The organism is Streptomyces sp. NPDC006384, from assembly GCF_042870695.1.
GTDB lineage: Bacteria > Actinomycetota > Actinomycetes > Streptomycetales > Streptomycetaceae > Streptomyces.
The window spans coordinates 433782-457024 of record NZ_JBIAHR010000001.1 but is presented as its reverse complement, the minus strand read 5'-3'; the positions used below and the strand labels follow the sequence as shown (position 1 = coordinate 457024).

18 protein-coding genes are annotated in these 23243 nt (G+C 73.2%); 15 read left to right on the top strand and 3 right to left on the bottom strand.

Annotated elements, in window-relative coordinates; all coding sequences use genetic code 11:
- The 5 genes from ACFYOJ_RS02050 to ACFYOJ_RS02030 all read left to right on the top strand — a co-directional run.
- On the top strand, positions 1–418 hold a 418-nt coding region (locus ACFYOJ_RS02050; RefSeq protein ID WP_356552563.1), incomplete at its 5' end, for a DUF3459 domain-containing protein.
- Positions 415–2133, top strand: a complete 1719-nt coding sequence (gene treS / locus ACFYOJ_RS02045; protein ID WP_356552561.1) for a maltose alpha-D-glucosyltransferase — start codon at positions 415–417, stop codon at positions 2131–2133. The genes ACFYOJ_RS02050 and treS, both read left to right, overlap by 4 nt.
- Positions 2134–2161: 28 nt before the next feature.
- Positions 2162–3523: a maltokinase gene (locus ACFYOJ_RS02040; RefSeq protein WP_356552559.1), complete on the top strand. Its 1362-nt coding sequence runs from the start codon at positions 2162–2164 to the stop codon at positions 3521–3523.
- A gap of 3 nt (positions 3524–3526) precedes the next feature.
- On the top strand, positions 3527–5752 hold the full coding sequence (glgB, locus tag ACFYOJ_RS02035) for a 1,4-alpha-glucan branching enzyme (RefSeq protein ID WP_356552558.1): 2226 nt from the start codon (positions 3527–3529) through the stop codon (positions 5750–5752).
- 108 nt (positions 5753–5860) lie between these two features.
- Positions 5861–6952 carry a glutamate--cysteine ligase gene (locus ACFYOJ_RS02030; protein WP_356552557.1) on the top strand — a complete coding sequence of 364 codons (1092 nt, stop codon included), beginning with the start codon at positions 5861–5863 and terminating at the stop codon, positions 6950–6952.
- Between the two features lie 58 nt (positions 6953–7010).
- Here ACFYOJ_RS02030 and ACFYOJ_RS02025 read toward each other — a convergent pair whose 3' ends face one another.
- A complete protein-coding gene (locus ACFYOJ_RS02025) occupies positions 7011–7244 on the bottom strand; it encodes a DUF6480 family protein (protein WP_356552555.1) in 234 nt (77 codons plus the stop codon).
- Positions 7245–7395: 151 nt separating this feature from the next.
- On the opposite strand from ACFYOJ_RS02025, the gene ACFYOJ_RS02020 reads away from it, so the two are divergent.
- Together ACFYOJ_RS02020 and ACFYOJ_RS02015 are read left to right on the top strand one after the other, a co-directional pair.
- On the top strand, positions 7396–9306 hold the full coding sequence (locus tag ACFYOJ_RS02020; protein ID WP_356552553.1) for an AMP-dependent synthetase/ligase: 1911 nt from the start codon (positions 7396–7398) through the stop codon (positions 9304–9306).
- A gap of 138 nt (positions 9307–9444) precedes the next feature.
- Positions 9445–9879, top strand: coding sequence for an ATP-binding protein (locus ACFYOJ_RS02015; protein WP_356552551.1), 435 nt, complete (start codon positions 9445–9447; stop codon positions 9877–9879).
- Between the two features lie 51 nt (positions 9880–9930).
- Here ACFYOJ_RS02015 and ACFYOJ_RS02010 read toward each other — a convergent pair whose 3' ends face one another.
- Complete coding sequence (locus ACFYOJ_RS02010; protein ID WP_356552549.1) at positions 9931–10410, bottom strand: ATP-binding protein; 480 nt, start codon at positions 10408–10410, stop codon at positions 9931–9933.
- Positions 10411–10455: 45 nt separating this feature from the next.
- Complete coding sequence (locus ACFYOJ_RS02005) at positions 10456–10827, bottom strand: PRC-barrel domain containing protein (RefSeq protein ID WP_356552548.1); 372 nt, start codon at positions 10825–10827, stop codon at positions 10456–10458.
- 382 nt (positions 10828–11209) lie between these two features.
- On the opposite strand from ACFYOJ_RS02005, the gene ACFYOJ_RS02000 reads away from it, so the two are divergent.
- From ACFYOJ_RS02000 to ACFYOJ_RS01965, 8 genes are all read left to right on the top strand, one after another.
- Positions 11210–15205: a HAMP domain-containing protein gene (locus ACFYOJ_RS02000; protein ID WP_356552546.1), complete on the top strand. Its 3996-nt coding sequence runs from the start codon at positions 11210–11212 to the stop codon at positions 15203–15205.
- A 187-nt stretch (positions 15206–15392) separates the two neighbouring features.
- The gene (locus ACFYOJ_RS01995) at positions 15393–17771 is read left to right on the top strand and encodes a SpoIIE family protein phosphatase (protein WP_356552587.1); all 2379 of its coding nucleotides are present in this window, start codon (positions 15393–15395) and stop codon (positions 17769–17771) included.
- A 170-nt stretch (positions 17772–17941) separates the two neighbouring features.
- Complete coding sequence (locus tag ACFYOJ_RS01990; protein ID WP_356552545.1) at positions 17942–18334, top strand: STAS domain-containing protein; 393 nt, start codon at positions 17942–17944, stop codon at positions 18332–18334.
- Positions 18335–18490: 156 nt separating this feature from the next.
- The gene (locus ACFYOJ_RS01985) at positions 18491–19387 is read left to right on the top strand and encodes an STAS domain-containing protein (RefSeq protein ID WP_356552543.1); all 897 of its coding nucleotides are present in this window, start codon (positions 18491–18493) and stop codon (positions 19385–19387) included.
- Entirely contained in the window at positions 19384–19815 is a 432-nt protein-coding gene (locus ACFYOJ_RS01980) for an STAS domain-containing protein (RefSeq protein WP_356552541.1), read from the top strand. Before ACFYOJ_RS01985 ends, ACFYOJ_RS01980 begins: the two co-directional genes overlap by 4 nt.
- The gene (locus tag ACFYOJ_RS01975; RefSeq protein ID WP_356552586.1) at positions 19815–20255 is read left to right on the top strand and encodes an anti-sigma regulatory factor; all 441 of its coding nucleotides are present in this window, start codon (positions 19815–19817) and stop codon (positions 20253–20255) included. Before ACFYOJ_RS01980 ends, ACFYOJ_RS01975 begins: the two co-directional genes overlap by 1 nt.
- Positions 20255–21325, top strand: a complete 1071-nt coding sequence (locus ACFYOJ_RS01970) for an ATP-binding SpoIIE family protein phosphatase (protein ID WP_356552539.1) — start codon at positions 20255–20257, stop codon at positions 21323–21325. The genes ACFYOJ_RS01975 and ACFYOJ_RS01970 overlap by 1 nt, the downstream gene beginning before the upstream one ends.
- Entirely contained in the window at positions 21322–23058 is a 1737-nt protein-coding gene (locus ACFYOJ_RS01965) for a GAF domain-containing SpoIIE family protein phosphatase (protein WP_356552537.1), read from the top strand. Before ACFYOJ_RS01970 ends, ACFYOJ_RS01965 begins: the two co-directional genes overlap by 4 nt.
- Positions 23059–23243: the final 185 nt, after the last annotated feature.

Genomic DNA, 23243 nt, shown 5'->3' with positions numbered 1-23243 from the left:
CCCCCGCGACTGGGCCGCCGCCGAACGCGAGGGCCGCACCATCGCCCCCCTCATCACCAAACTCAACACCCTCCGGCGCGACCACCCGGCGCTGCACCGGCTCAGGAACCTGCGCTTCCACCACACCGACAACGACGCCCTCATCGCCTACAGCAAGCGTGCGGGGGACGACGTCGTGCTGGTGGTCGCCAATCTCGACCCCCACCGCACCCAGGAGGCCACGATCTGTCTCGACATGCCGCAGCTCGGCCTCGACTGGCACGAGTCGGTGCCGGTCCACGACGAACTCACGGGTGAGACCTACCACTGGGGCAGGACCAACTACGTGCGCCTGGAGCCCGGCAGGGCCCCCGCGCACGTCTTCCACGTCCAGCGGTCGTCCGCCGCCGCGCCGCACGAAGGGTCAGCAGCCTCATGACCGTGAACGCTCCCGTACCGGACACCTTCGAGGACACCCCGGCCAAGGACCGCGACCCGGACTGGTTCAAGCGGGCCGTCTTCTACGAGGTCCTCGTCCGCTCCTTCCAGGACAGCAACGGCGACGGCATCGGCGACCTCAAGGGCCTGACCGCCAAACTGGACTACCTGCAATGGCTGGGCGTGGACTGCCTGTGGCTGCCGCCCTTCTTCAAGTCCCCGCTCAGGGACGGCGGTTACGACGTCTCCGACTACACCGCCGTACTGCCCGAGTTCGGTGACCTGGCGGACTTCGTCGAGTTCGTGGACTCGGCGCACCAGCGCGGCATGCGCGTGATCATCGACTTCGTCATGAACCACACCAGCGACCAGCACCCGTGGTTCCAGGAGTCGCGCAAGAACCCCGACGGCCCCTACGGCGACTACTACGTCTGGGCCGACGACGACACCCGGTACGCCGACGCCCGCATCATCTTCGTGGACACCGAGTCGTCCAACTGGACGTACGACCCGGTGCGGGGACAGTACTTCTGGCACCGCTTCTTCTCCCACCAGCCGGACCTGAACTACGAGAACCCGGCCGTGCAGGAGGAGATGCTGGCCGCGCTGAAGTTCTGGCTGGACCTCGGCATCGACGGGTTCCGGCTGGACGCCGTGCCCTATCTGTACGCCGAGGAGGGCACCAACTGCGAGAACCTGCCCGCCAGCCACGAGTTCCTCAAGCGCGTGCGCCGCGAGATCGACGCGCAGTACCCGGACACGGTGCTGCTGGCGGAGGCCAACCAGTGGCCGGAGGACGTCGTCGACTACTTCGGCGACTACGCCTCGGGCGGCGACGAGTGCCACATGGCGTTCCACTTCCCGGTGATGCCGCGGATCTTCATGGCGGTCAGGAGGGAATCGCGCTATCCGGTCTCCGAGGTCCTGGCCAAGACCCCGGCGATCCCGTCGGGCTGCCAGTGGGGCATCTTCCTGCGCAACCACGACGAGCTGACCCTGGAGATGGTCACCGACGAAGAGCGCGACTACATGTACGCGGAGTACGCCAAGGACCCGCGGATGCGCGCCAACATCGGCATCCGCCGCAGGCTCGCCACCCTGCTGGACAACGACCGCGACCAGATCGAGCTGTTCACCGCGCTGCTGCTGTCCCTGCCCGGCTCGCCGATCCTCTACTACGGCGACGAGATCGGCATGGGCGACAACATCTGGCTCGGCGACCGCGACGCGGTGCGCACCCCGATGCAGTGGACCCCGGACCGCAACGCCGGTTTCTCGACCTGTGACCCGGGCCGGCTGTTCCTGCCGACGATCATGGACCCGGTCTACGGCTACCAGGTGACGAACGTCGAGGCGTCCATGGCCTCGCCCTCGTCCCTGCTGCACTGGACCCGCCGCATGATCGAGATCCGCAAGCAGAACCCCGCCTTCGGCCTCGGCACCTACACCGAACTCTCCTCGTCCAACCCCGCCGTGCTGGCCTTCCTGCGCGAGTACGAGGACGACCTGGTGCTGTGCGTGAACAACTTCGCGCGGTTCGCCCAGCCCACCGAGCTGGACCTGCGCGAGTTCGCCGGCCGCCACCCGGTCGAGCTGTTCGGCGGGGTGCGCTTCCCCGCCATCGGTGAACTGCCGTACCTGCTGACCCTCGGGGGCCACGGCTTCTACTGGTTCCGGCTCACCCGAGTCGCATCCCGCATCGGCCGCCGCGCGTGAGCGCAGGCCGAGGAAAGGACGCGTCACCATGCCGAAGACCGCACCCCTGCGCACGAGACCCGCGCGTCTCACCGAACCGATGGCCTCGCTCGGCGAGCTGCTGCGGGAGTGGCTGCCGCGCCAGCGCTGGTTCGCCGGCAAGGACCGGCCCGTGGCCGAGCTCGGTCTGCTGTCGATGACCGAGCTGTTCCCGGGCTGTCTGCATCTCCTGGTGCACACCGGGCACGGGCCGGTGCCCGCGCCGGGCGGCGCGCCCCCCGCCGGGGACTGCTACCAGCTGCTGCTCGGCGTGCGCGAGCAGCCGTCACCGCGCCTGGGCCGGGCTCTCATCGGCCGGGTGCAGGACGGCCCGCTGGCCGGCCGGACGGTCTACGACGCGCTGCACGACCCCCGGACGGCCCAACTGCTCCTGGAGCGGCTGCGCCGTCCCGGCGAGGCGGGTCCGCTGCGCTTCGAGTGCGATCCGTCGCGTCCGGTGCCGGGCGGTCTCGCGCCCCGCCTCCTGGACGCCGAGCAGTCCAACTCCTCGCTGGTGTACGGCGACGAGTTCATCCTCAAGGTGTTCCGGCGCATCCAGCCCGGCGTCAACCCCGACCTCGAGGTGCCGAACGCGCTGGCCCGCGAGGGCTGCCCCCGGGTGCCGGCGCCGGTGGCGTGGCTGCGGACGACCCGTCCGTACGAGGCGACGCTCGGTGTGCTGCAGCCGTTCCTGCACGACGCCTCCGACGGCTGGACCCTCGCCCTGCAGGCCCTGTCCTCCGGGGACGTCTTCACCTCGCAGGCCCACGAGCTGGGGCGGGCCATGGCCGACGTGCACCTCGCGCTGGCCTCGGCCTTCCCCTCGGGCGCCCCCGGGGAGAACGGCCGTACGGCGGCGGCGATGACCGAGCGGCTGACCGCGGCCGCGCACGCCGTGCCGGCGCTGCAGCCCTTCGTCCCCGGTCTGCGGGGCGCGTTCGCCGCGCTGGCCACCTGCGACTCCGGTCCGCCGGCCCAGCGCATCCACGGCGACCTGCACCTGGGGCAGGTGCTGCGGGCCGGCCGGGACTGGTTCGTCATCGACTTCGAGGGCGAGCCGTCCCGCCCGCTGGCCGAACGGCGCAGCGCCCACTCCCCCCTGCGGGACATCGCGGGCATGCTGCGCTCCTTCGACTACGCCGCCCGGCAGCGCCGGCCGTGGCGCCCCGAGTGGGCGCGCCGCTGCCGTGAGGCCTTCTGCGCGGGTTACGCCGCACGCGCCGGGTGGGACCCCCGCAAGAAGCACGGTCTGCTGCGCGCCTACGAGACGGACCGGGCCGTGTATGAGGTGCTGTACGAGGCCCGGCACCGCCCCGACTGGCTTCCCGTACCCATGGCGGCGATCGAACGACTCGCCGTGAGAGGAGACTGACCCGTGGCCCTCCGCGACACCTCGCTCCCCGAGCCGTCCGCTCCGGTCCCGCACCCCGCCCCCGGTGCGTGCGGGACCGCCCCGCCGCTGGACCCCACCGACCGGGGGCGCCTGCTGGCGGGCGCCCACCACGACCCGCACGCACTGCTGGGCGCCCACCCGGTGCCCGGCGGGATCGCCTTCCGGGCGCTGCGCCCCTTCGCCCGCGAGGTGAGCGTGGTCGTCGACGGCGAGCGCCACCCGCTCGTGTCGGAGGGCGACGGTCTGTTCTCCGGCGTACTGCCCCTGGACCGCATCCCCGCGTACACGCTGGTGGTGGCGTACGAGGAGGGCGAGCTGGAGACGCACGACCCGTACCGCTTCCTGCCCGCCCTCGGCGAACTGGACCTGCATCTGATCGGTGAGGGCCGGCACGAGCAGCTGTGGCGGGCGCTCGGCGCGGAGCCCATGACCCACGACGGCGTCACCGGCACCCGCTTCACCGTGTGGGCGCCCAACGCCCAGGGCGTGCGGGTCGCCACCGAGTTCACCCACTGGGACGGCACGGCCTTCCCGATGCGCTCCCTCGGCGCGTCCGGCGTGTGGGAGCTGTTCCTGCCGGGCGTCGGCGAGGGCACCCGGTACAAGTTCGAGATCCACTCGCGGTACGGGCACCGGTTCCTGAAGGCCGACCCGATGGCGCGCGCCGCGGAGGAACCGCCGAACACCGCGTCGGTGGTGACGGCCTCGCACTACGAGTGGGGCGACGCCGAGTGGATGCGCACCCGCGCCGCCACGCCGGTGCACGAGGCGCCGTTCTCCGTGTACGAGGTGCACCTGCCGTCCTGGCGGCCGGGGCTGACCTACCGCGAACTGGCCGAACAGCTCCCCGCGTACGTCAAGGACCTCGGCTTCACCCACGTCGAGCTGATGCCGGTCGCCGAGCACCCCTACGGCCCGTCCTGGGGCTACCAGGTCACCGGCTTCTACGCGCCCACCGCCCGGCTCGGCTCGCCCGACGACTTCCGGTTCCTCGTCGACGCCCTGCACCGGGCCGGCATCGGCGTGATCATGGACTGGGTGCCGGCGCACTTCCCGAAGGACGACTGGGCGCTGGCCCGCTTCGACGGGGACCCGCTGTACGAGCCCGGGGACGAGCGGCGCGCGACCCACCCGGACTGGGGGACGTACACCTTCGACTTCGCCCGGACCGAGGTGCGCAACTTCCTGGTCGCCAACGCCGTGTACTGGTGCGAGGAGTTCCACATCGACGGGCTGCGGGTCGACGCGGTCGCCTCGATGCTGTACCTGGACTACAGCCGTGACTTTGGGCAGTGGGAGCCGAACGTGTACGGCGGCCGGGAGGACCTGGCGGCCATGGCGTTCCTGCAGGAGATGAACGCGACCGTCTACCGGCGCTGCCCCGGCGTGGTGACCATCGCCGAGGAGTCGACCGCGTGGGGCGGGGTGACCCGGCCCACCGACACCGGCGGTCTGGGCTTCGGCTTCAAGTGGAACATGGGCTGGATGCACGACTCGCTGGAATACATCGCCCACGAGCCCGTGCACCGCAAGTACCACCACCACGAGATGACCTTCTCGATGGTGTACGCGTACAGCGAGAACTACGTGCTGCCGATCTCCCACGACGAGGTGGTGCACGGCAAGCAGGCCCTGGTGTCGAAGATGCCGGGCGACTGGTGGCAGCGGCGCGCGAACGTGCGCGCCTACCTGGGCTTCATGTGGGCCCACCCGGGCAAGCAGTTGCTGTTCATGGGGCAGGAGTTCGCGCAGGGCGCGGAGTGGTCGGAGAAGCAGGGCCCCGAGTGGTGGCTGCTGGACGAGGGCTACCACTCGTCGGGCGACCACCGGGGCGTGCAGGACCTGGTGCGCGCCCTCAACACGCGCTACGGGCGGACCCCGGCCCTGTGGCAGCGCGACACCGACCCGGCCGGTTTCCGGTGGGTCGCCGTGGACGCGGCCGAGGACAACGTCTTCGCGTTCCTTCGGTTCGCCAAGGACGGCTCCCCGCTGCTGGCGGTGTCGAACTTCTCCCCGGTCGTGCGGCACGACTACGGGCTCGCCGTCGGCGACGACACCGGTGCCTGGCAGGAGGTCCTCAACACCGACGCCGAGGAGTACGGCGGCAGCGGCGTCACCAACCCGGACCCGGTCAAGACGGAGGACGGCTGCCTCCGGATCACGCTGCCTCCGCTGGCCACGGTGTGGCTGACGCCCTTCGGCAGGTGAGCCGCGAGGGCCCCGCCGGGTGTCCGGCGCTCTTCCGGGGGCAGTCGGGGTCCGACGGCCGGAACACCCCGGTCCGTCGCCCCGCAGTCCTCGGAAAGGCGGCATCAGGTGCGCACTGTCGGAGTGGAGGAGGAGCTCCTCCTGGTCGACCCGGAGAGCGGTGAGCCGCGGGCGCTGTCCGCTGCGGTGCTCGCCCGGGCCTCCCAGGAGGACGCCGGGCAGGAGGTCTTCGAGAAGGAACTGCACGAGCAGATGCTCGAGTTCGCCACGCATCCGCAGGCGGACATGGAACGCCTGCACGCGGAGATCGCCCGCTGCCGTGAGGAGGCCGGGAGGCACGCCGGGGGCATCGGCTGCGCCGTCGCCGCGCTCGCCACCTCCCCGCTGCCGGTCAGTCCCGCCGTCGGCATGAACCGCCGCTACCGGTGGATGGCCGAGCAGTACGGCGTCGTGGTGCAGGAGCAGCTCGTCCTCGGCTGTCATGTGCACGTGTCCGTGGAGTCGGACGAGGAGGGCGTCGCGGTGATCGACCGGGTGCGGCCCTGGCTGCCGGTGCTCACCGCCCTGAGTGCCAACTCGCCGCTGTGGCAGGGCAAGGACTCGGCGTACAGCAGTTACCGCAGCCGGGTCTGGCAGCGCTGGCCGTCGGCCGGCCCGACGGAGCTGTTCGGGTCGGCGGAGAACTACCACCGGCGGGTCGCGGACATGGTGGCCACCGGCACCCTCCTCGACGAGGGGATGATCTACTTCGACGTCCGGCTGTCCCGGCGGTACCCGACGGTCGAGTTCCGGGTCATGGACGTCTGTCTCGACGCGAGCACCGCCGTCCTGATCGCCGCCCTGGCCCGCGCGCTGGTCGAGACGGCCGCCCGGGAGTGGCGGGAGGGCGTGGAGCCGGCCGGGCACAGTGTGAGCCTGCTGCGGCTCGCCGCCTGGCGGGCCGCCCGGTCCGGGCTGACCGGGGAGCTGCTGCACCCCGCGACGATGCGGCGCATGCCGGCCGAGACGGTCGTACGGGCCCTGCTGGAGCACGTGCGGGAGGCGCTGGCCGACGCCGGCGACCTGGAGCGCGCCCGGGAACTGGCCGGCGGACTGCTGCGGCACGGCAACGGCGCCCGGGTGCAGCGCGAGCTGCTGGAGCGCACCGGCAGCCTGCGGGAGGTCGTCGCCGCGTGCGTGCGCCGCACCCAGGCGGCCTGAGCCGGCCCGTGACCGGCCGGGCCGGCCGCGTCCTCGTCGGCCTCGTCTCCGTCGCCGCTCAGAGCATCAGGGCCAGGGCGTAGGCGAGGAAACCGGCCGCGATCAGCACCACGAGGGCGAGGATCAGGGTCAGCGGCCCCTTGGCCCAGCCCTTCGTGGGGTTGTGCACCTCGCGCGGGCCCGCCTCGGGCAGGCTGCTCTCCGCGGGCGGGGTCTCGCCGGGAGGTACGCCGCCGCCCGGTTCCAGGCCGGTGGTGCGTTCGGGATCGGGATCGGGGTTCGTATAGCTCATGCCGACCGGGTCCCCCGATCCGCCGGGATCACCGGGCGGGATCACTTCTGCCGTCCCGGCCTCCCCGCCGGCGCGGCTCGGCTACATTCGAGCCGCGCCGACGACGGTGGCCGTCGGCGAAGCCACCCCCCGTACATGTCAGGAGCAGCGCATGCGCGACCTCGCTCTCGCTCCCCCGGCCGTCCCGCCGCCCCTGACCGGAGGGCTCGCCGACAGTCTCTTCGACACGGCGGCCCGCACCCCCGGTCTGCCGATGCTCGCGCGCCGTTCCGCCACGGCCCCGTCCGGGTGGGAGGAGGTGACGGCCGCCGGGTTCCGCGACCAGGTGGCCGGCCTGGCCGGGGGACTGATCGCGTGCGGGATCCGGCCGGGCGACCGGGTGGCGGTCCTGGCCCGCACCCGGTACGAGTGGACGGTCTTCTGCTACGCCCTGTGGACGGTGGGCGCCGAGGTCGTGCCGGTCTACCCGACGTCCTCGCGGGACCAGGTCGAGTGGATCCTGCGGGACGCGGGCTGTGTGGCCGTGGTCGTCGAGGACGAGCAGGGCGTGATGACCGTCGGCTCGGTGTGCGCGTCGCTGCCGGCGCTGCGCCACGTCTGGCAGCTGGACACGGGCGCGCTGGAGACGGTGACGGCACGCGGCGGGTCCGTCCCGTACGCCACGGTCGACTCGATGCGGCGCATCGTGCCGCCGGACGCCACCGCGGTCGTGGCCTACACCTCCGGGACCTCGGGCCGCGCGCTGGGCTGTGCGCTGAGCCACCGGAACCTGGCCAGTCCGTGCGACACGCTGCTCGCCGGCTGGGGCCACACGGTGGCGCCCGCAGGGGAACAGGGCGCGGTCCTCGCCTACCTGCCCTTCTCCCACGTGTACGGGCTGATGATCCAGACCCTGTGCGTCCGGGGCGGGCTGCTCATGGCGCACGAACCCGCGATGACCGAGGAGGCGCTGGGCGCGGCCCTGCGCTCCTTCCGGCCCACGTACTTCTACGCCGTGCCCTCGGTCCTGGAGAAGATCTACAAGGATTTCCTGCGCACCGCCCAGCAGGCGGGGCGCGGGGCGCTGTTCGAGCGGGCCGCCGCCACGGCCCGGGACTTCGCCGTGGCACTGGAACGCCGGCGGCTCGGCCGGGGGCCGGGACCCGGCCTCGACCTGCGGCTGCAGCACGCCCTGTACGAACGGACGGTGTACCGCCGGCTGCGGACGGCACTGGGCGGCCGGGTCCGGCGGGCGACCTGCGGCGGTTCGCCGCTCAGCCGGGAGCTGGCCCTCTTCTACGAGGGCATCGGCATCCCCGTGCACGACGGCTACGGTCTGACCGAGACCGGCGGCGGGCTGACGATGCAGCCGCTGGGCCGGGAGAAGTCCGGCACCGTCGGGCAGCCGCTGCCCGGCACGGATGTCCGGGTGGCCGACGACGGGGAGATCCTGGTGCGCGGTCCGTCGCTGTTCCAGGGATACGTCGGTGACGAGGCCGCCACCCGCGCCGTGCTGCGCGACGGCTGGCTGGCCACCGGGGACCTCGGGCATCTGGACGACGAGGGGTATCTGGCGATCACCGGCCGCAAGAAGGACGTCATCATCACCAGCGGCGGCAAGAGCGTGGCCCCGGCCGCCCTGGAGCAGCGGCTGCGCATGCATCCGCTGGTCCACCAGGCGGTCGTCGTGGGCGACAACCGGCCCTGCGTCGGTGCGCTGATCACTCTGGACCCGCAGTTCCTGACGCACTGGCGGGCGGGGCTCGCGCTGCAGGGCGACGCGTCGGTGCGCGAGGCGCGCGAGGAGAACGCGCTGCGGGAGGAGATCGGCCGGGCGGTCGCGGCGGCCAACAGCGCCGTCTCACGCTCGGAGTCCATCCGGGTCTTCCGCATCCTGCCGGAGCCGTTCGGCGTCGGCAACGGGCTGCTGACGCCGTCGATGAAACCGCGCCGGGACGAGATCGTGCGCGCCTACGCCGACGAGATCGACGCGATGTACGCGGCGCGTTCACGCCGTCGCCCCTCGGTCCCGGCGCCGGAGCCGGCCGGCTGGGAGGACTCGGACAACGTCTTCTTCCGGTGACCGGGAGCGCCGCCGGCGGTGCGGCGCGCCGTTACCCGGCACACACACGCGCGTAGCCTCCGCCGGCTCGGGAACTAACAACGGGAAGGGACACACGGAAAGGACGACGCCCGGTGGACGCCGGGCCGGGAAGGCGAAATGGCAGCCGAGCCGCGTTGGGACAGGACACTGGCTTCCGAGGAGATCACCAGCCGGACCGCGGGCTTCACCGGGGAGTTGCACAATGTGACCGGTGCTCGCCTCGTCGCGGAGGAGTTCCTCTACGACCTGGCGCGCCTGTCACCTCCCTCGGCGCCCGAGCACTGGGACGACATCCTGCTGGTGGTCACGGAGCTGGCGGCCAACGCGGTGCAGTACGCGCCGGGCCCCTTCGAGCTGCGGATGCGCCGGACCTTCGACGGCGTGCACGTGGTGATGCACGACACCAGCACCACGAAGCCCGCGCCGCGTCCCTTCCATCCGAGCACCGGCGGCGGCGGTATCGGCTGGCATCTGATCCACACCCTGTCCGACCAGGTGAGCGTCGTCACCGGTGAACGGGGCAAGGACATCCACGTCTTCCTGCCCTGGTGACCCGGCGGGCCGGCGCCCTGCTTGCGGCTCCGGCCACGGTGGGCGGTCCGGTCAGGCGCCGGCGGCCGGGCGCATCGGGACCAGCACGCCGATCGTCTTGCCGCCCTCGGGCCGGGGGGTGACGGAGATGTCCCGGGCGAGCCTGGCGACGAGCGGCCAGCCGTAGCCGCTGCCGTGATGCCGGGTGGGGAAGGCGTCCGCCGCCCGCGGGATCACCGGGCTGTGGTCGTGGACGGCGATCCACACACCCTCGTCCACGATCCGCACGTCGAAACCGGCCAGTCCGCCGCCGTGCCGGATCGCGTTGGTGACCAGCTCGGAGACGACGAGCAGCAGATCGATGACGTCCTCGTCGCGCACCGCGCGGCCGCTCCGCCCGCGCACCACCGCCTCCGCGAGGGCACGTGCCTCACCGGCGGTGGTCACGGTGCCCGTCGCCGGTGTCGCGGAGGGCGCGGCGCCGGACGCGGCCGGTGTCCCCGGAGGCACGGCGCCGGACGCGGCCGTGGCGGTCTGTTCGGTTCGTTCCATGTCTGTGGTGTCCCTGACGTCGGCCGTGCGGTCCCCCGGCACGGATCAGCCGGCCGCGGTCTCCCTCGGCGGCAGCCGGTGGTAGTACTCCCCCACGGCCGCCAGATAATCCCGGTCCATGGTCTCGCTGTCGGTCCGGAAGCGGGGCGCGGCCTTGATCTCCGCCCTGGTGCAGGCCAGGGTGACCGTGCGGGCCCCGGGGTCGATGCCCTGGACCATGCCGACCGGCACCAGCACGCTGCGGCCGAAGATCCAGACGCCGGTGTCGACGACCAGGTGCCGCATACCGAAGTGGTCGCCCTGCCGGTCCACGTGACCGACCGTGCCGTCGCTCGCGTGGACGGCGCAGCCCGTGAGGTCCTGCTCCTGCGCGTGGCCGCTGTCCGCCGCGTACGACCAGATGTTGTCCGTCGGCACGCTGTCCCTTCCTCCCGCATGGATCGGCGACTGACGGGCCGGGCGCGGACGAGGCGGTCCCGACCGGCTCCACAGCAGCGGATACCCGGCCCGGGCCGCCCCATTCGGGGCGGGTGCCCGGACGGCGGCACGAGCGCCCGCCGCGGCGCCCGCGCCCGGCGGGAACACGCCGTGCGCCCCCTGTCCGCGCCGCACGTCGCAGCGGGCGCCCCGCTTTGTCCGCCGCTGCACGCGTGCGTTAGCCTCTGACGTATTTTTCTCATCGAGCACTTCCGTGAACAGCGGAAACGCACACACGACAGGCCGGGCCGACCGACAGGTCCGGAAGGGGTTCCGAGTCCTCGGGTGCCGAGGGCTCCTGGGGAGCGGAACGAGGGTGCGCATGACCAGCGACAGCACCGGGACCGTGGACACGGTGCCGGGCGATCAGGAGTTGCGGCGCCTGCTGGCCGGTCTGACGGCCGTACGCGACGGCGACTTCGGCACGCGCCTGCCGGACGAGGCGGACGGCCTCATGGGGGACATCGCCAAGGTCTTCAACGGCATGGTGGACCAGCTGTCCGTGTTCACCTCCGAGGTCACCCGGGTGGCCCGTGAGGTCGGCACCGAGGGCACCCTCGGCGGACAGGCCAAGGTGCCGGGCGTCTCGGGCACCTGGGCCGATCTGACGGACTCGGTCAACGCCATGGCCGGGAACCTGACCACGCAGGTGCGCGACATCGCCCAGGTGGCCACGGCGGTGGCCGAGGGCGACCTGTCGCAGAAGATCGACGTGGACGCGCGCGGCGAGATCCTGGAGCTGAAGAACACCATCAACACGATGGTCGACCAGCTCTCCGCCTTCGCCGACGAGGTCACCCGCGTCGCCCGCGAGGTCGGCACCGACGGACGGCTCGGCGGCCAGGCCGACGTCCAGGGCGTCAAGGGGACCTGGCGCGACCTCACCGACTCGGTGAACTTCATGGCGGGCAACCTGACCAACCAGGTCCGCAACGTCGCCCAGGTGGCGACCGCCGTGGCCAAGGGCGACCTCTCCCAGAAGATCACCGTGGACGCGCGCGGCGAGATCCTGGAGCTCAAGAACACCATCAACACGATGGTCGACCAGCTCTCCGCCTTCGCCGACGAGGTCACCCGCGTCGCCCGCGAGGTCGGCACGGCCGGCAACCTGGGCGGACAGGCCCAGGTGCGCGGGGTGTCGGGCACCTGGAAGGACCTCACCGACAACGTCAACGTGATGGCGTCGAACCTGACGGGGCAGGTCCGCTCCATCGCCCAGGTCGCCACCGCGGTGGCCCGCGGTGACCTGTCGCAGCGGATCACCGTCAAGGCCGAGGGCGAGATCGCGGCCCTGGCCGAGGTCATCAACACGATGGTCGACACGCTCTCCGCGTTCGCCGACGAGGTGACCCGGGTGGCCCGCGAGGTCGGCACCGAGGGCCGGCTCGGCGGGCAGGCGCACGTGCCGAACGTGGCCGGGACCTGGAAGGACCTCACCGACAACGTCAACTCGATGGCCAACAACCTCACCGGCCAGGTGCGCAACATCGCGCTGGTGACGACGGCGGTGGCCCGGGGCGACCTGTCGAAGAAGATCGACGTGGACGCGCGCGGCGAGATCCTGGAGCTCAAGACGACCATCAACACGATGGTCGACCAGCTCTCCGCCTTCGCCGACGAGGTCACCCGGGTGGCCCGCGAGGTCGGCACCGAGGGCCGGCTCGGCGGCCAGGCCGAGGTGGAGGGCGTCTCGGGCACCTGGAAGCGGCTCACCGAGAACGTCAACGAGCTGGCGGGCAACCTCACCCGCCAGGTCCGCGCGATCGCCGAGGTGACCAGCGCGGTCGCCGAGGGCGACCTGACCCGCTCGATCAACGTGGAGGCGTCCGGCGAGGTCGCCGAGCTCAAGGACAACATCAACGCGATGGTGCAGTCCCTGCGCGAGACCACCCGGGCCAACCAGGAGCAGGACTGGCTCAAGACCAACCTCGCCCGTATCTCCGGCCTGATGCAGGGCCACCGGGACCTGCCCGTGGTCGCCGAGCTGATCATGGACGAGCTGGTGCCGCTGGTGTCGGCGCAGTACGGCGCCTTCTATCTGGCCGAGGACGGCGACGACGGCCCCGAGCTGCGGCTCGTCGGCTCCTACGGCTATCCCGAGGACGCGGACCGGCCCACCCGGATCGCCTTCGGCCGCACCCTGGTCGGCCAGGCCGCGCGCAGCCGGCGCACCATAGTGGTGGACGAGCTGCCGCCGGGCTACGTGACCATCTCCTCCGGGCTCGGCCAGGTGGTGCCCACCGCCCTGGTGCTGGTGCCGATCGTGGTCGAGGGCCAGGTGCTCGGCGTGATCGAGCTGGCGTCGGTCACCGCGTTCACGCAGATCCACCGGGACTTCCTGGAACAGCTGATGGAGACCATCGGCGTCAACGTCAACACCATCGTCGCCAACGCCCGCACCGACGAGCTGCTCGCCGAGTCCCAGCGCCTGACCGCCGAACTCCAGGCCCGTTCCACGGAGTTGCAGGTGCAGCAGGAGGAGCTGCAGCGCTCCAACGCCGAGCTGGAGGAGAAGGCGTCCCTGCTGGCCGCCCAGAACCGGGACATCGAGGCGAAGAACCTGCAGATCGAGCAGGCCCGGCAGGAGCTGGAGGCCCGCGCCCAGCAGCTGTCGCTGGCCTCGAAGTACAAGTCGGAGTTCCTGGCGAACATGAGCCACGAGCTGCGCACCCCGCTCAACAGCCTGCTGATCCTCGCCCAGTTGCTCGCCCAGAACCCGTCGCGCAACCTCACCCCGAAGCAGGTCGAGTACGCGGGGATCATCCACTCGGCGGGCTCGGACCTGCTCCAGCTGATCAACGACATCCTGGACCTGTCGAAGGTCGAGGCCGGGAAGATGGACGTCTCCCCGGAGCGGGTGACGCTGCGGCAGCTCATCGAGTACGTCGAGGCGACCTTCCGGCCCATGACGACGCAGAAGGGGCTGGAGTTCACGGTGACGACGGCGCCGGGCGCGCCGGCGGACCTGCTGACCGACGACTCCCGGCTGCGTCAGGTGCTGCGCAACCTGCTGTCCAACGCGGTGAAGTTCACCGAGCGGGGCGGGGTGGAGCTGGCCATCGAGCCGGCGCCGGACGACGAGGTACCCCGGGGCGTGGTCCGGGGCGGCGCGGTGGTGGCGTTCCGGGTGAAGGACACGGGCATCGGCATCCCGGAGCAGAACCTGGAGTCGATCTTCGGTGCGTTCCAGCAGGCGGACGGCACGACGAGCCGCAAGTACGGCGGCACCGGGCTCGGTCTGTCGATCACCCGGGAGATCGCCCAGCTGCTGGGCGGGGCCGTCTCGGTGGACAGCACGCCCGGCCGGGGCAGCACGTTCACGCTGTTCCTGCCGGTGGCCCGGCCCGACTTCGAGGAGCTGCTGGGCCGGGGCGGCGAACCGGCGCCGGCCGAGTCGCCCGCGGGCGCGCTCGCGCGTCCGGCCGCACCGTCCGAGCCGGTCCTCGGGCACCGGCAGCGTCCCCGGCGCCTGCTCGTGGTGGAGGAGCGGCCGCGCGGCCTGCTGACCCTGGTCGCGGAGAGCGTGGTCGCGGACCTGTCGCACGGCCGGGACGACGCGGGCGGCAGGCCCCCGCTGGACGTCATCACCGCCGTGGGGGCACAGGAGGCGGCGGGTGCGCTGGCGGCCGAGCCCTGCCACTGCGTCGTCCTGGAGCTGGGCATGCCGGACTCCGAGGCGTCCCGTTTCCTGGAGGCGCTGCGGGGCGACTCGGCGCTGGCGAGCGTGCCGGTGCTCGTGCACAGCGGTCACCGCGCGGACGCAGCGCTGGAGGAGAGGCTGCGCTCCGCCGCGGGCGGCGGGGCGCTGGAGTTCCTCTCCAGCCTCGACGAGCTGCGGGAGCGGATCGCGCTGCACCTGGCCGCCGAGGAGCCCGGCGACGTGCTCTCCCTGGTCCGTCCCGAGGAGCCGCAGCGCCTTGCGCCGCCGCCCCTGGAGGAGTCGCCGTCGGGCCGTACCGTCCTCGTCGTGGACGACGACGCGCGCAACCTCTTCGCGCTCAGCGGGATCCTGGAGCTGCACGGGTTCCGGGTGCTGCACGCGGAGAACGGGCGCCGGGGCATCGAGACCCTGATGGCCCACCCGGAGGTCGGCCTGGTCCTGATGGACGTGATGATGCCGGAGATGGACGGCTACACGGCGACCGCCGAGATCCGCCGGATGCCACAGTACGCCGAGCTGCCGATCATCGCGGTGACGGCGAAGGCGATGCCCGGCGACCGGGAGAAGAGCATCGCCTCGGGCGCCAGCGACTACGTCACCAAGCCGGTCGACACCCAGGACCTCATCGCCTGCGTCCGGCGCTGGCTGCCCGCATGAGCACGCCCGCTCCCGTCCCGTACACCGGAGGGCCGGGCGGCGCGCGGCGCGTCCCGCCGTGCGCCGTGACGGTCCCCAGCCGAGGAGTGACCCGACCGTGAGCATCTTCGAGCAGCCGCGCGAACCGGGCGCCGGCGAGCCGCCCCCGTCCCGCGCGGCCGGCGGCGCCGGCGGCGACCTGCGCGGCATGTCCCCGCAGTCGCCCGTGGGCAGGCTCGCGGCCACGGTGGAACGGCTCAGCCGCGAGGTGCGGGCCGCCCAGGCGGAGGCCGAGGGCCGGGCCCTGATCGAGCTGGCCAAGGGCATCCTGGTCGCCCGGCTGGGCTGCGGTCCGGCGCAGGCCGCCCGGCAGCTCGCCGAGCTGGCCGAGCAGTCCCAGGTGACGCCGCTGGAGTTCGCGGTCGACGTGATCAACCAGGCCGCCCGTGACCGGATGTCGGAGGTCACGGACGCGTTCCTCGCCGCCACCGCCGCCGAGGAGGCGGAGAAGACCGACGGGACCGACGGGCCGGAGGAGGCCGGACGGCCGCCGGCCGGGTCGGCGGCCGTGCGGCTGCGGGCCGCCGAGAGCGGCGCGCTGGCCGCGAACGACACCCAGGCGGTCGCGGACGCCCTGCTGGAGCAGGCGCTGCGCCCGCTCGGCGCGGTGGCCGTCGCCATCTGGGCGGCCGGCTCCGACGGGTCGCTGACGCTGGCGGGTTCCGCCGGTTTCCCACCCGCCGAGGCCGCCCGCTGGCGCTATGTGCCGCCGGACGTGTCGACGGTGGCACGGCGCGGCCTGACCGAACGCGCGGGCCAGTGGATCACGTCGCTGGACCGGACCGGGCTGCCCAGCGTGGGCCGGCACCAGTACCCCGAGGGCGGCCGTGCCGCCGTGCCCGCCGGCACCGGGGGCCGTGTCCACGGCGTGCTGGAGATCGCGTGGGCGCGGCCCCTGCCCCCGCAGCCGCCGCAGGTGGTGCGCCAGGTGGAGGCCCTGGCCGAACTGTGCGCGCACACGCTGGAGACGTACACGCCACCGCACGCGGCCGGGCTCGAGCCGCGGGTCATGCCGGACGCCGCGGAGTTGATGGACCTGGCCGACGGCCTGCACGACCCCGCGCTGGTCCTGGTGCCGCACCTGGACGCCGAGGGGCATCTGGCGGACTTCCGCATCCAGCACGTGAACAAACGCTTCATGGACCCCGCCGGGCGGCCGCGTGCCGTCGTGGGCGGCGCGCTGCTGCTGGAGGCCTATCCGATGGCCGCCGGGGACAGCGAGCTGTTCCGGAGCGTGGAGCGGGTGTACGCGACGGGGGAGCCGTTCCGGGCCCGGCGGATGAACCTGACGGCCCTGGTCGACCAGGTCCCGCTGTCGGCCGTCGCGGACATCAGCATCAGCCGGCACGGCAACGCCGTGCTGCTGATCTGGCGCATCGAGGACGAGACCGCCCGGCTGGCCAGTCTCCTGCAGCACGCCCAGCGGCTCGGCCGCATCGGCGGTTTCGAGGAGAACCTGCTCACGGGCGAGATCACCTGGAACGGGCAGCTGTTCGACCTGTACGGGCGGCCGCAGACGAGCACCCCGGTGCCGCTGGAGGAGCTGACGGCCCACGCCCACCCGGACGACGCCGTGCCCATCGGCCGGTTCCTGCGCACGCTGCTGCACCACCGCAGGCCGGCGTCGGCGGCCTTCCGGCTGCAGCGGCCGGACGGCGTGACCCGGCATGTGCGGGTGGTGGCCGAACCGGTCCTGGACACCGACGACCGCCTGCTCGTCGTACGCGGCGCCTACCAGGACATCTCGGCGCAGCACTGGACGGAGGTGGCGCTCGCCGCGACCCGCGACCAGCTGGCGCACACCGAGCAGCAGGCCATCGAGCGCAACCGGCTGACGCTCCAGCTGCAGCACGCGATCATGCCGCCCGCCCACACCCCGCTCACGGTGCCGGATCTCCAGGTGGCCGTCCGCTACCGGCCGGCGGAGACGGAGCAGCTGGTGGGCGGTGACTGGTACGACGCGGTGCTGCTGCCCAACGGGATGGTGCTGCTGTGCGTGGGGGACGTGGCAGGGCACGGCATAGAGGCCGCGACCAGCATGGTCGTCCTGCGCAACGCGCTGCGCGGGCTCGCGGTGACGGGCGCGGGCCCGGGCCAGCTGCTGTCGTGGCTGAACATCGTGGCGCACCACCTGACGGGCGGGGTCACGGCGACGGCGGTGTGCGGTCTGTACGACCCGGCCCGGCGCACCCTGCGCTGGGCGCGGGCCGGACATCTGCCGCCGGTGCTGGTGCGGGGGCCCGAGGCGGAGCCCCTGCCGCTGGTGCGGGGCATGCTGCTGGGCGCGGTGGCGGAGGCCGCCTACGAGGAGGACGAGATCCAGCTGGCCGCCGAGGACACGCTGCTGATGTACACCGACGGCCTGATCGAGCGCCGTGACCGCCCGGTGGAGGAGTCGCTGAAGCATCTGCTGGGCACCGCCCGGCCCTCCCCCGCCTCGCTCGACCAGCACCTGGACCGTCTGCTCACCTACAGCCGGTCGGACACGGACGACGACACGTGTCTGGTGGGCATCCGGGTCGGGTGACGTGTGCGGAGCCGGATCGGGGGTATGCGCCGGGCGCGGTGAGGGTGTCCGCGGACGGAGGGCACGGCGGCGGTGGGACATCGGTCACCGTCCGTGCCCTCCGTCCGCGGGCTCCCCGCCGTTCGCGGGGGTGGACCGGCCCCTGGCTGTCAGGATCGTTGGAGGTACACGTGCCCATTGCCCCGAACCCGCTGTCCGTCGAGGTGACGCTGCCCCGTGAGGACGTCGCGCTGCTCAAGGTGAAGGGTTATCTGGACGTCGACACCGCGACCGAGTTCCAGCACCACCTGGCCAACCAGCTCCACCACGGCCGGCGGCACTTCCTGCTGGACCTCTCGGACGTCCCGTTCATGGACTCCTCCGGGATGAACATCGTCCTGCGGGTCTACCAGGAGGCCCGCGAGCTGCCGGGCAGCGTGCACATCATCTCGCCCACCCCCGCGGTGCTGCGCATATTGGACCTCACCGGTGTGAGCATCACGGTGCCGGTCTCGGACACCGTCGAGGAGGCGCTGGCCCGCGTCGACGGGCAGCCGCAGGGGCCCGGGGTGCCGGGGGCCTGAGCCGGCCCCGCACCCGACGCTCCTTCGGACCGCGCGTACGGGAGCAGGTGTCGTACGAGGTCGACGGGTGGTTACAGTTGTCGCCCGGCAGAGTCACGTCGCCGTCACGTCGCCCCAGGGGCCGGTGCGGCGCAACGCGGATGAGGAGTGGAACAGGTGCCGGAACAGGCGGAGGGTACGGCCGGATCGGCGACGCAGGAGGTCAGGGAGTTCCTGCGGCGCCGCCGGGAGCAGATCGCCCAGCGGTGGGCGGACGAACCTCTGTTCAGGGCGGTGTTCACGGTTTCGCGCGACGAGGCCGTCGAGGCCGGCAAGTCCGTGGTGGACGCGCTGGCCCAAGTCGCGGACGCGGCCCGCGTGGAGGACCCGGACGCCGCGGGATTCACCACGGTGCGCGAGCAGTTGGCGCGGATGGGCGCGGCCCGTTCCCGGGCCGGTCTGAGCACCGCCCAGGTGTCGAGCGAGCTGGCGGCCCTGCGGCCGCCGGTGGAGAAACTGCTGCTGTCCGATCTCCCGGACGCCTCGGCGGACCACGCCCGGGACTGTGTCACCACGCTGAGCGTGCTGATGGGCACCCTGCGGGTCGTGGTCATGCAGACGACGCTGAACGAGAACCAGGCCCTGATCGACCGTCAGCGGCTGCAGCTGCTGGAGGTGGCCACGCCCGTCATCAAGCTGTGGGACGGCATCGTGGCGGTGCCGCTGATCGGGACGCTGGACAGCGCCCGCAGCCAGGTGGTGATGGAGACCCTGCTGGAGTCCATCGTCGAGCAGCAGGCGCGCTACGCGATCCTGGACATCACCGGGGTCCCGACGGTGGACTCGCTGGTGGCCCAGCACCTGATGAAGACGGTCGCGGCGGCCCGGCTGATGGGCGCCGAGTGCATCGTCTCCGGCATCCGGCCGGCGATCGCGCAGACGATGGTCCACCTCGGCCTGGACCTGGGCACGGTGGTGACCCGGGCGAGCCTCGCCGACGCGCTGGGCTACGTCCTGCACCAGCTCGGCGTCGGCATCGTGAACCCCGTGGCGAACGGTCCGGTCACGCGGTGAACGAGGCTTTCCCCGGACCCCGCCCGGGTCCCGTGTCAGGTCATGTACCGGTACTGCGGCTCGGTGACGTCCTCCTGGTCACCCTGCAGGGCGACCTGCACGACAGCACGGCGCAGCAGCTCCAGGAGGACCTCGCCGAGACCATCGTGCGCACCGGCGCCACCGGTGTGATCATCGACATCTCCGGTGTGGAGATCGTCGACTCCTTCCTGGGCCGGGTGCTGGCCGAGATCGCCGGGCAGACCGACCTGCTGGCCGCCCGTACCGTGGTGGTCGGCATGCGGCCGGCGGTCGCCATCACCCTGGTGGAGCTGGGTCTGACGCTGCCGCGGGTGCACACCGCGCTCAGCACCGAGGTGGCCATGGAGCTCCTCGCCCGGCATGCTCCGTCGTCCCGCTACGGCGGACTGCGCCAGGAGAGTCCGTGATGCACACTGCCGCGGGCGCTCAGGCCCGCCTGCCGATCCGTTCGGACATGGATCTGGTGTGGGTGCGACAGCATGTGCGGCAGGCCGCCGCCCAGCTCGGCTTCGGGCTGGTGGACCAGACGAAGCTGGTCACGGCCGCCAGTGAGCTGGCCCGCAACACCCTGGTGTACGGGGGCGGCGGCACCATGGACACCGAAGCCCTCACCGAGGGCGGGGTCCGGGGACTCCGGCTCACCTTCAGCGACGAGGGGCCCGGGATCCCGGACCTGGAGCAGGCGCTCAGCGACGGCTACACCTCGGGGGAGGGACTGGGCCTGGGGCTGGGCGGCGCCCGGCGCCTGGTGCACGAGTTCTCCATCGACAGCACCCCGGGCGCCGGCACCACCGTGCGGGTGACCTCCTGGGTGGGCCGTCCGCCGCGTCCGCGGGAGGAGCTCTGATGCCCCGCGTGTGGGACGTCCCCGTGCACGACTCGACCCGGGTGCGCGACGCCCGGGTGGCCGCGGAGCACGCGGCCGGCCTGGCCGGGCTGGACGACCAGTGCACGGCCTCGGCCGCGCTGGTGGCGACCGAGCTGGCCACCAACCTGCTCAAGCACGCCGACGGCGGCCAGGTCCTCATCGACGTAGTGTCCCCGCCCCTGCTGACCGCGGGCCGCGAGGAGGCCCGGGCCGTGCAGATCGTGACGGTCGACCACGGCCCGGGGATCCCCGACGTGTCCGCGGCCCTGAGCGACGGCTTCACGACGACGGGCTCGCTCGGCGCGGGCCTGGGCACCTGTGCGCGCCTCGCCGACGACTTCGACCTGCACAGCGTCCCGGGCCGGGGCACGGTGGTGCTGGCCCGGATCGGCGGCGCGCCCCGCGGCCGGGACGCGGGCACGGGCGCGGACCCGGTGTCCGGGGTGCGGGCCGGCGGCGTGAACGTGCCCTTCGGCGGCGCCGACTGCTCGGGCGACGCCTGGGCGTGGGTGCGGACCGGGGACCTGGTGACGCTCATGCTGGCCGACGGGCTGGGCCACGGCCCCGAGGCGGCCCGGGCCTCGTCGGCGGCGGTGGAGGCACTGCGCGGCGCGGCCCACCTGGCGCCCTCCGAGGTGGTGAAGCGGCTGGACGCGGCGCTGGCCCGCACCCGGGGCGCGGCCGTCGCCGTGGCGCAGGTCGACCCGCGCGCCGGACGGCTCAGGTTCGCCGGTGTCGGCAACATCGGGGCCCGGCTGTGCGCGGGCGGCACCTGGCGGACGCTGGTGTCCCAGCCGGGCATCGTCGGCACGCACCGGCCCACCACCGTGCGCGACGAGGAGCGCGAGTGGGCGCACGACCGGGTGCTGATCCTGCACAGCGACGGTCTGCCGAGCCGCTGGACCCCCACGCCCGACGCCTGCGCTCCGGGCGTCGACCCGGCGGTGACGGCCGCCGTGACGATCCGTGACGCCAGCAGTCCGGCCCGCCCCGTGCGGGACGACACCGCCGTGGCTGTTCTGTCCCCGACCCCGCCGGATGGCCCATGACCCGTACCTGGCAGATCACCGGTGTCACCGACGCCGCCCGGGCCCGTATCGCCACCGCCCGGCTGGCGGCGGCCTACGGTGTGCCGCCGCTGGAGCGCACCCGGCTGGCGGCGGCGCTGAGCGCGCGGCTGCGGCAGTGCCTGACCAAGGGCGGCACCTGGCGGCTGACCCTGGAGGCGTCCGCGGCGCCCGCCGGCACGCCGGAGGCGGGGCAGGGGGTGCTGCACGCCGTGGTGACGCCGGCCCTCGGGGCCGCGGCCGACGGTGAGCCTCCGTGGCGGATGACGGTGCCCTGCCCCGAGGCGTCCCCGGCCGCCGACGAGGGCGTCGTGACGGACGACCCGGCGTCGCTGGCGGAGGCGCTGCTGGGGGCCGACGAGGACACGGCGCTGGTGCTGGACCGGCTCGCCGAGCAGGAGGACCTGGTCGCCTTCCACCGGGAGGAACTGCACCAGACCAACCAGGGCGTCGTGGCGCTGCACGCCGAGCTGGACGCCGCCGGGCGGGCCCAGCGGGAGGCGTTCGCCGCCGAGCGCAGGGCGCGCACCGAGGCGGAGAACGCCCGCCGCAGGCTGACCTTCCTGGCGGACGCGAGCGCGGTGCTCACCGCGTCGCTGGACCATCACGAGATCGTGCGCCGCCTGCCGGACCTGCTGGTGCCCGAGTACGCCGGCAGCGTCGACGTCTGGATCTTCGACCAGGACGGCGACCGGAACCGGCCCCCGGTGCACGCCGCCGCGGCCGTCCTCGCGGCCCGCACCGGCAGGCCGCAGTACGCCGCCGAGCACCCGGGCGGGCTGCCCGGCGTCGACGACCAGCCGCCCTCGGCCCTGGCCCCGGACCGGCCGCTGCTGTGCATCCCGCTGCCGACCCGCGGGGCGCCGCTCGGGGTGCTGACGCTCACCCCGCCCGGGGAGCGCTGGGACCCGGACGACGCGGTGATGCTGATCGAGCTGACCCGGCGGGCCGCCATCGCGATCGACCACGCCCAGCGCTACCAGCACAACCGCGACATCGCCGAGACCCTGCAGCGCGCCCTGCTGACCGAGCTGCCGGCACCGCCCGGTCTGAGCCTGGCCGCGCGTTACCTGCCGGCCACGCACGGGCTGAACATCGGCGGCGACTGGTACGACGCGTTCCGCCAGCCCGACGGCGGCGTGATCGTCGTGGTCGGCGACGTGACCGGGCACGGGCTGCGGGCGGCGGTGATGATGAGCCAGCTGCGGACCGCGCTGCGGGCCTACGCGGTCGACGGCGGCAGCCCCGGCCGGCTGCTGACCCGGCTGCACACGTTCCTGCACCACCTGCAGCCGGACCTGTTCGCCACCGCCGTCATCGCGCGGTTCCACCCGGACGACCCGACGATGACGTGGGCCGCCGCCGGGCACCCGCCACCCGTGCTGCGTACCCCGGACGGCCGAGTGCGGACCCTGGACGCCAGACCGGGGGCGATGCTCGGCATTCCGCTCGAGCAGGAGATCGCCGACCACACGGAGCTGCTCGCGCCGGGTTCGACGCTGGCGCTGTACACGGACGGTCTGGTGGAGCGGCGGGCCCGGGGCATAGACCCGGGCATCGAGCGGCTGGCCACGGCCCTCGGCTCGTTCACGCCCCGGCAGCTGGAGGAGGACCTGGAGGGTTCGGCGGACGGGATCCTGCGGCCTCTGCTCAGCGACTCGGAGCGCGACGACGACGTCTGCCTGCTGCTGTGCCACCTCGACGGCACCGGCTGACCGGTCTGCCGTACCGCTTCGGCGGCCCCGGCGGCCGGCCGGCCGTCGCCGCTCCCCGCCGGACGGTCCCCCGCCGTTCACGCCCGTCCGGTGCGCTTCGGCCCCGGGCGGGGCATGGTGGATCCCGGGGTGTGTAGCCCGCCCGGCACTCCCCGCTCGCCGGACCGCCGCGGACGCGGTGGGAT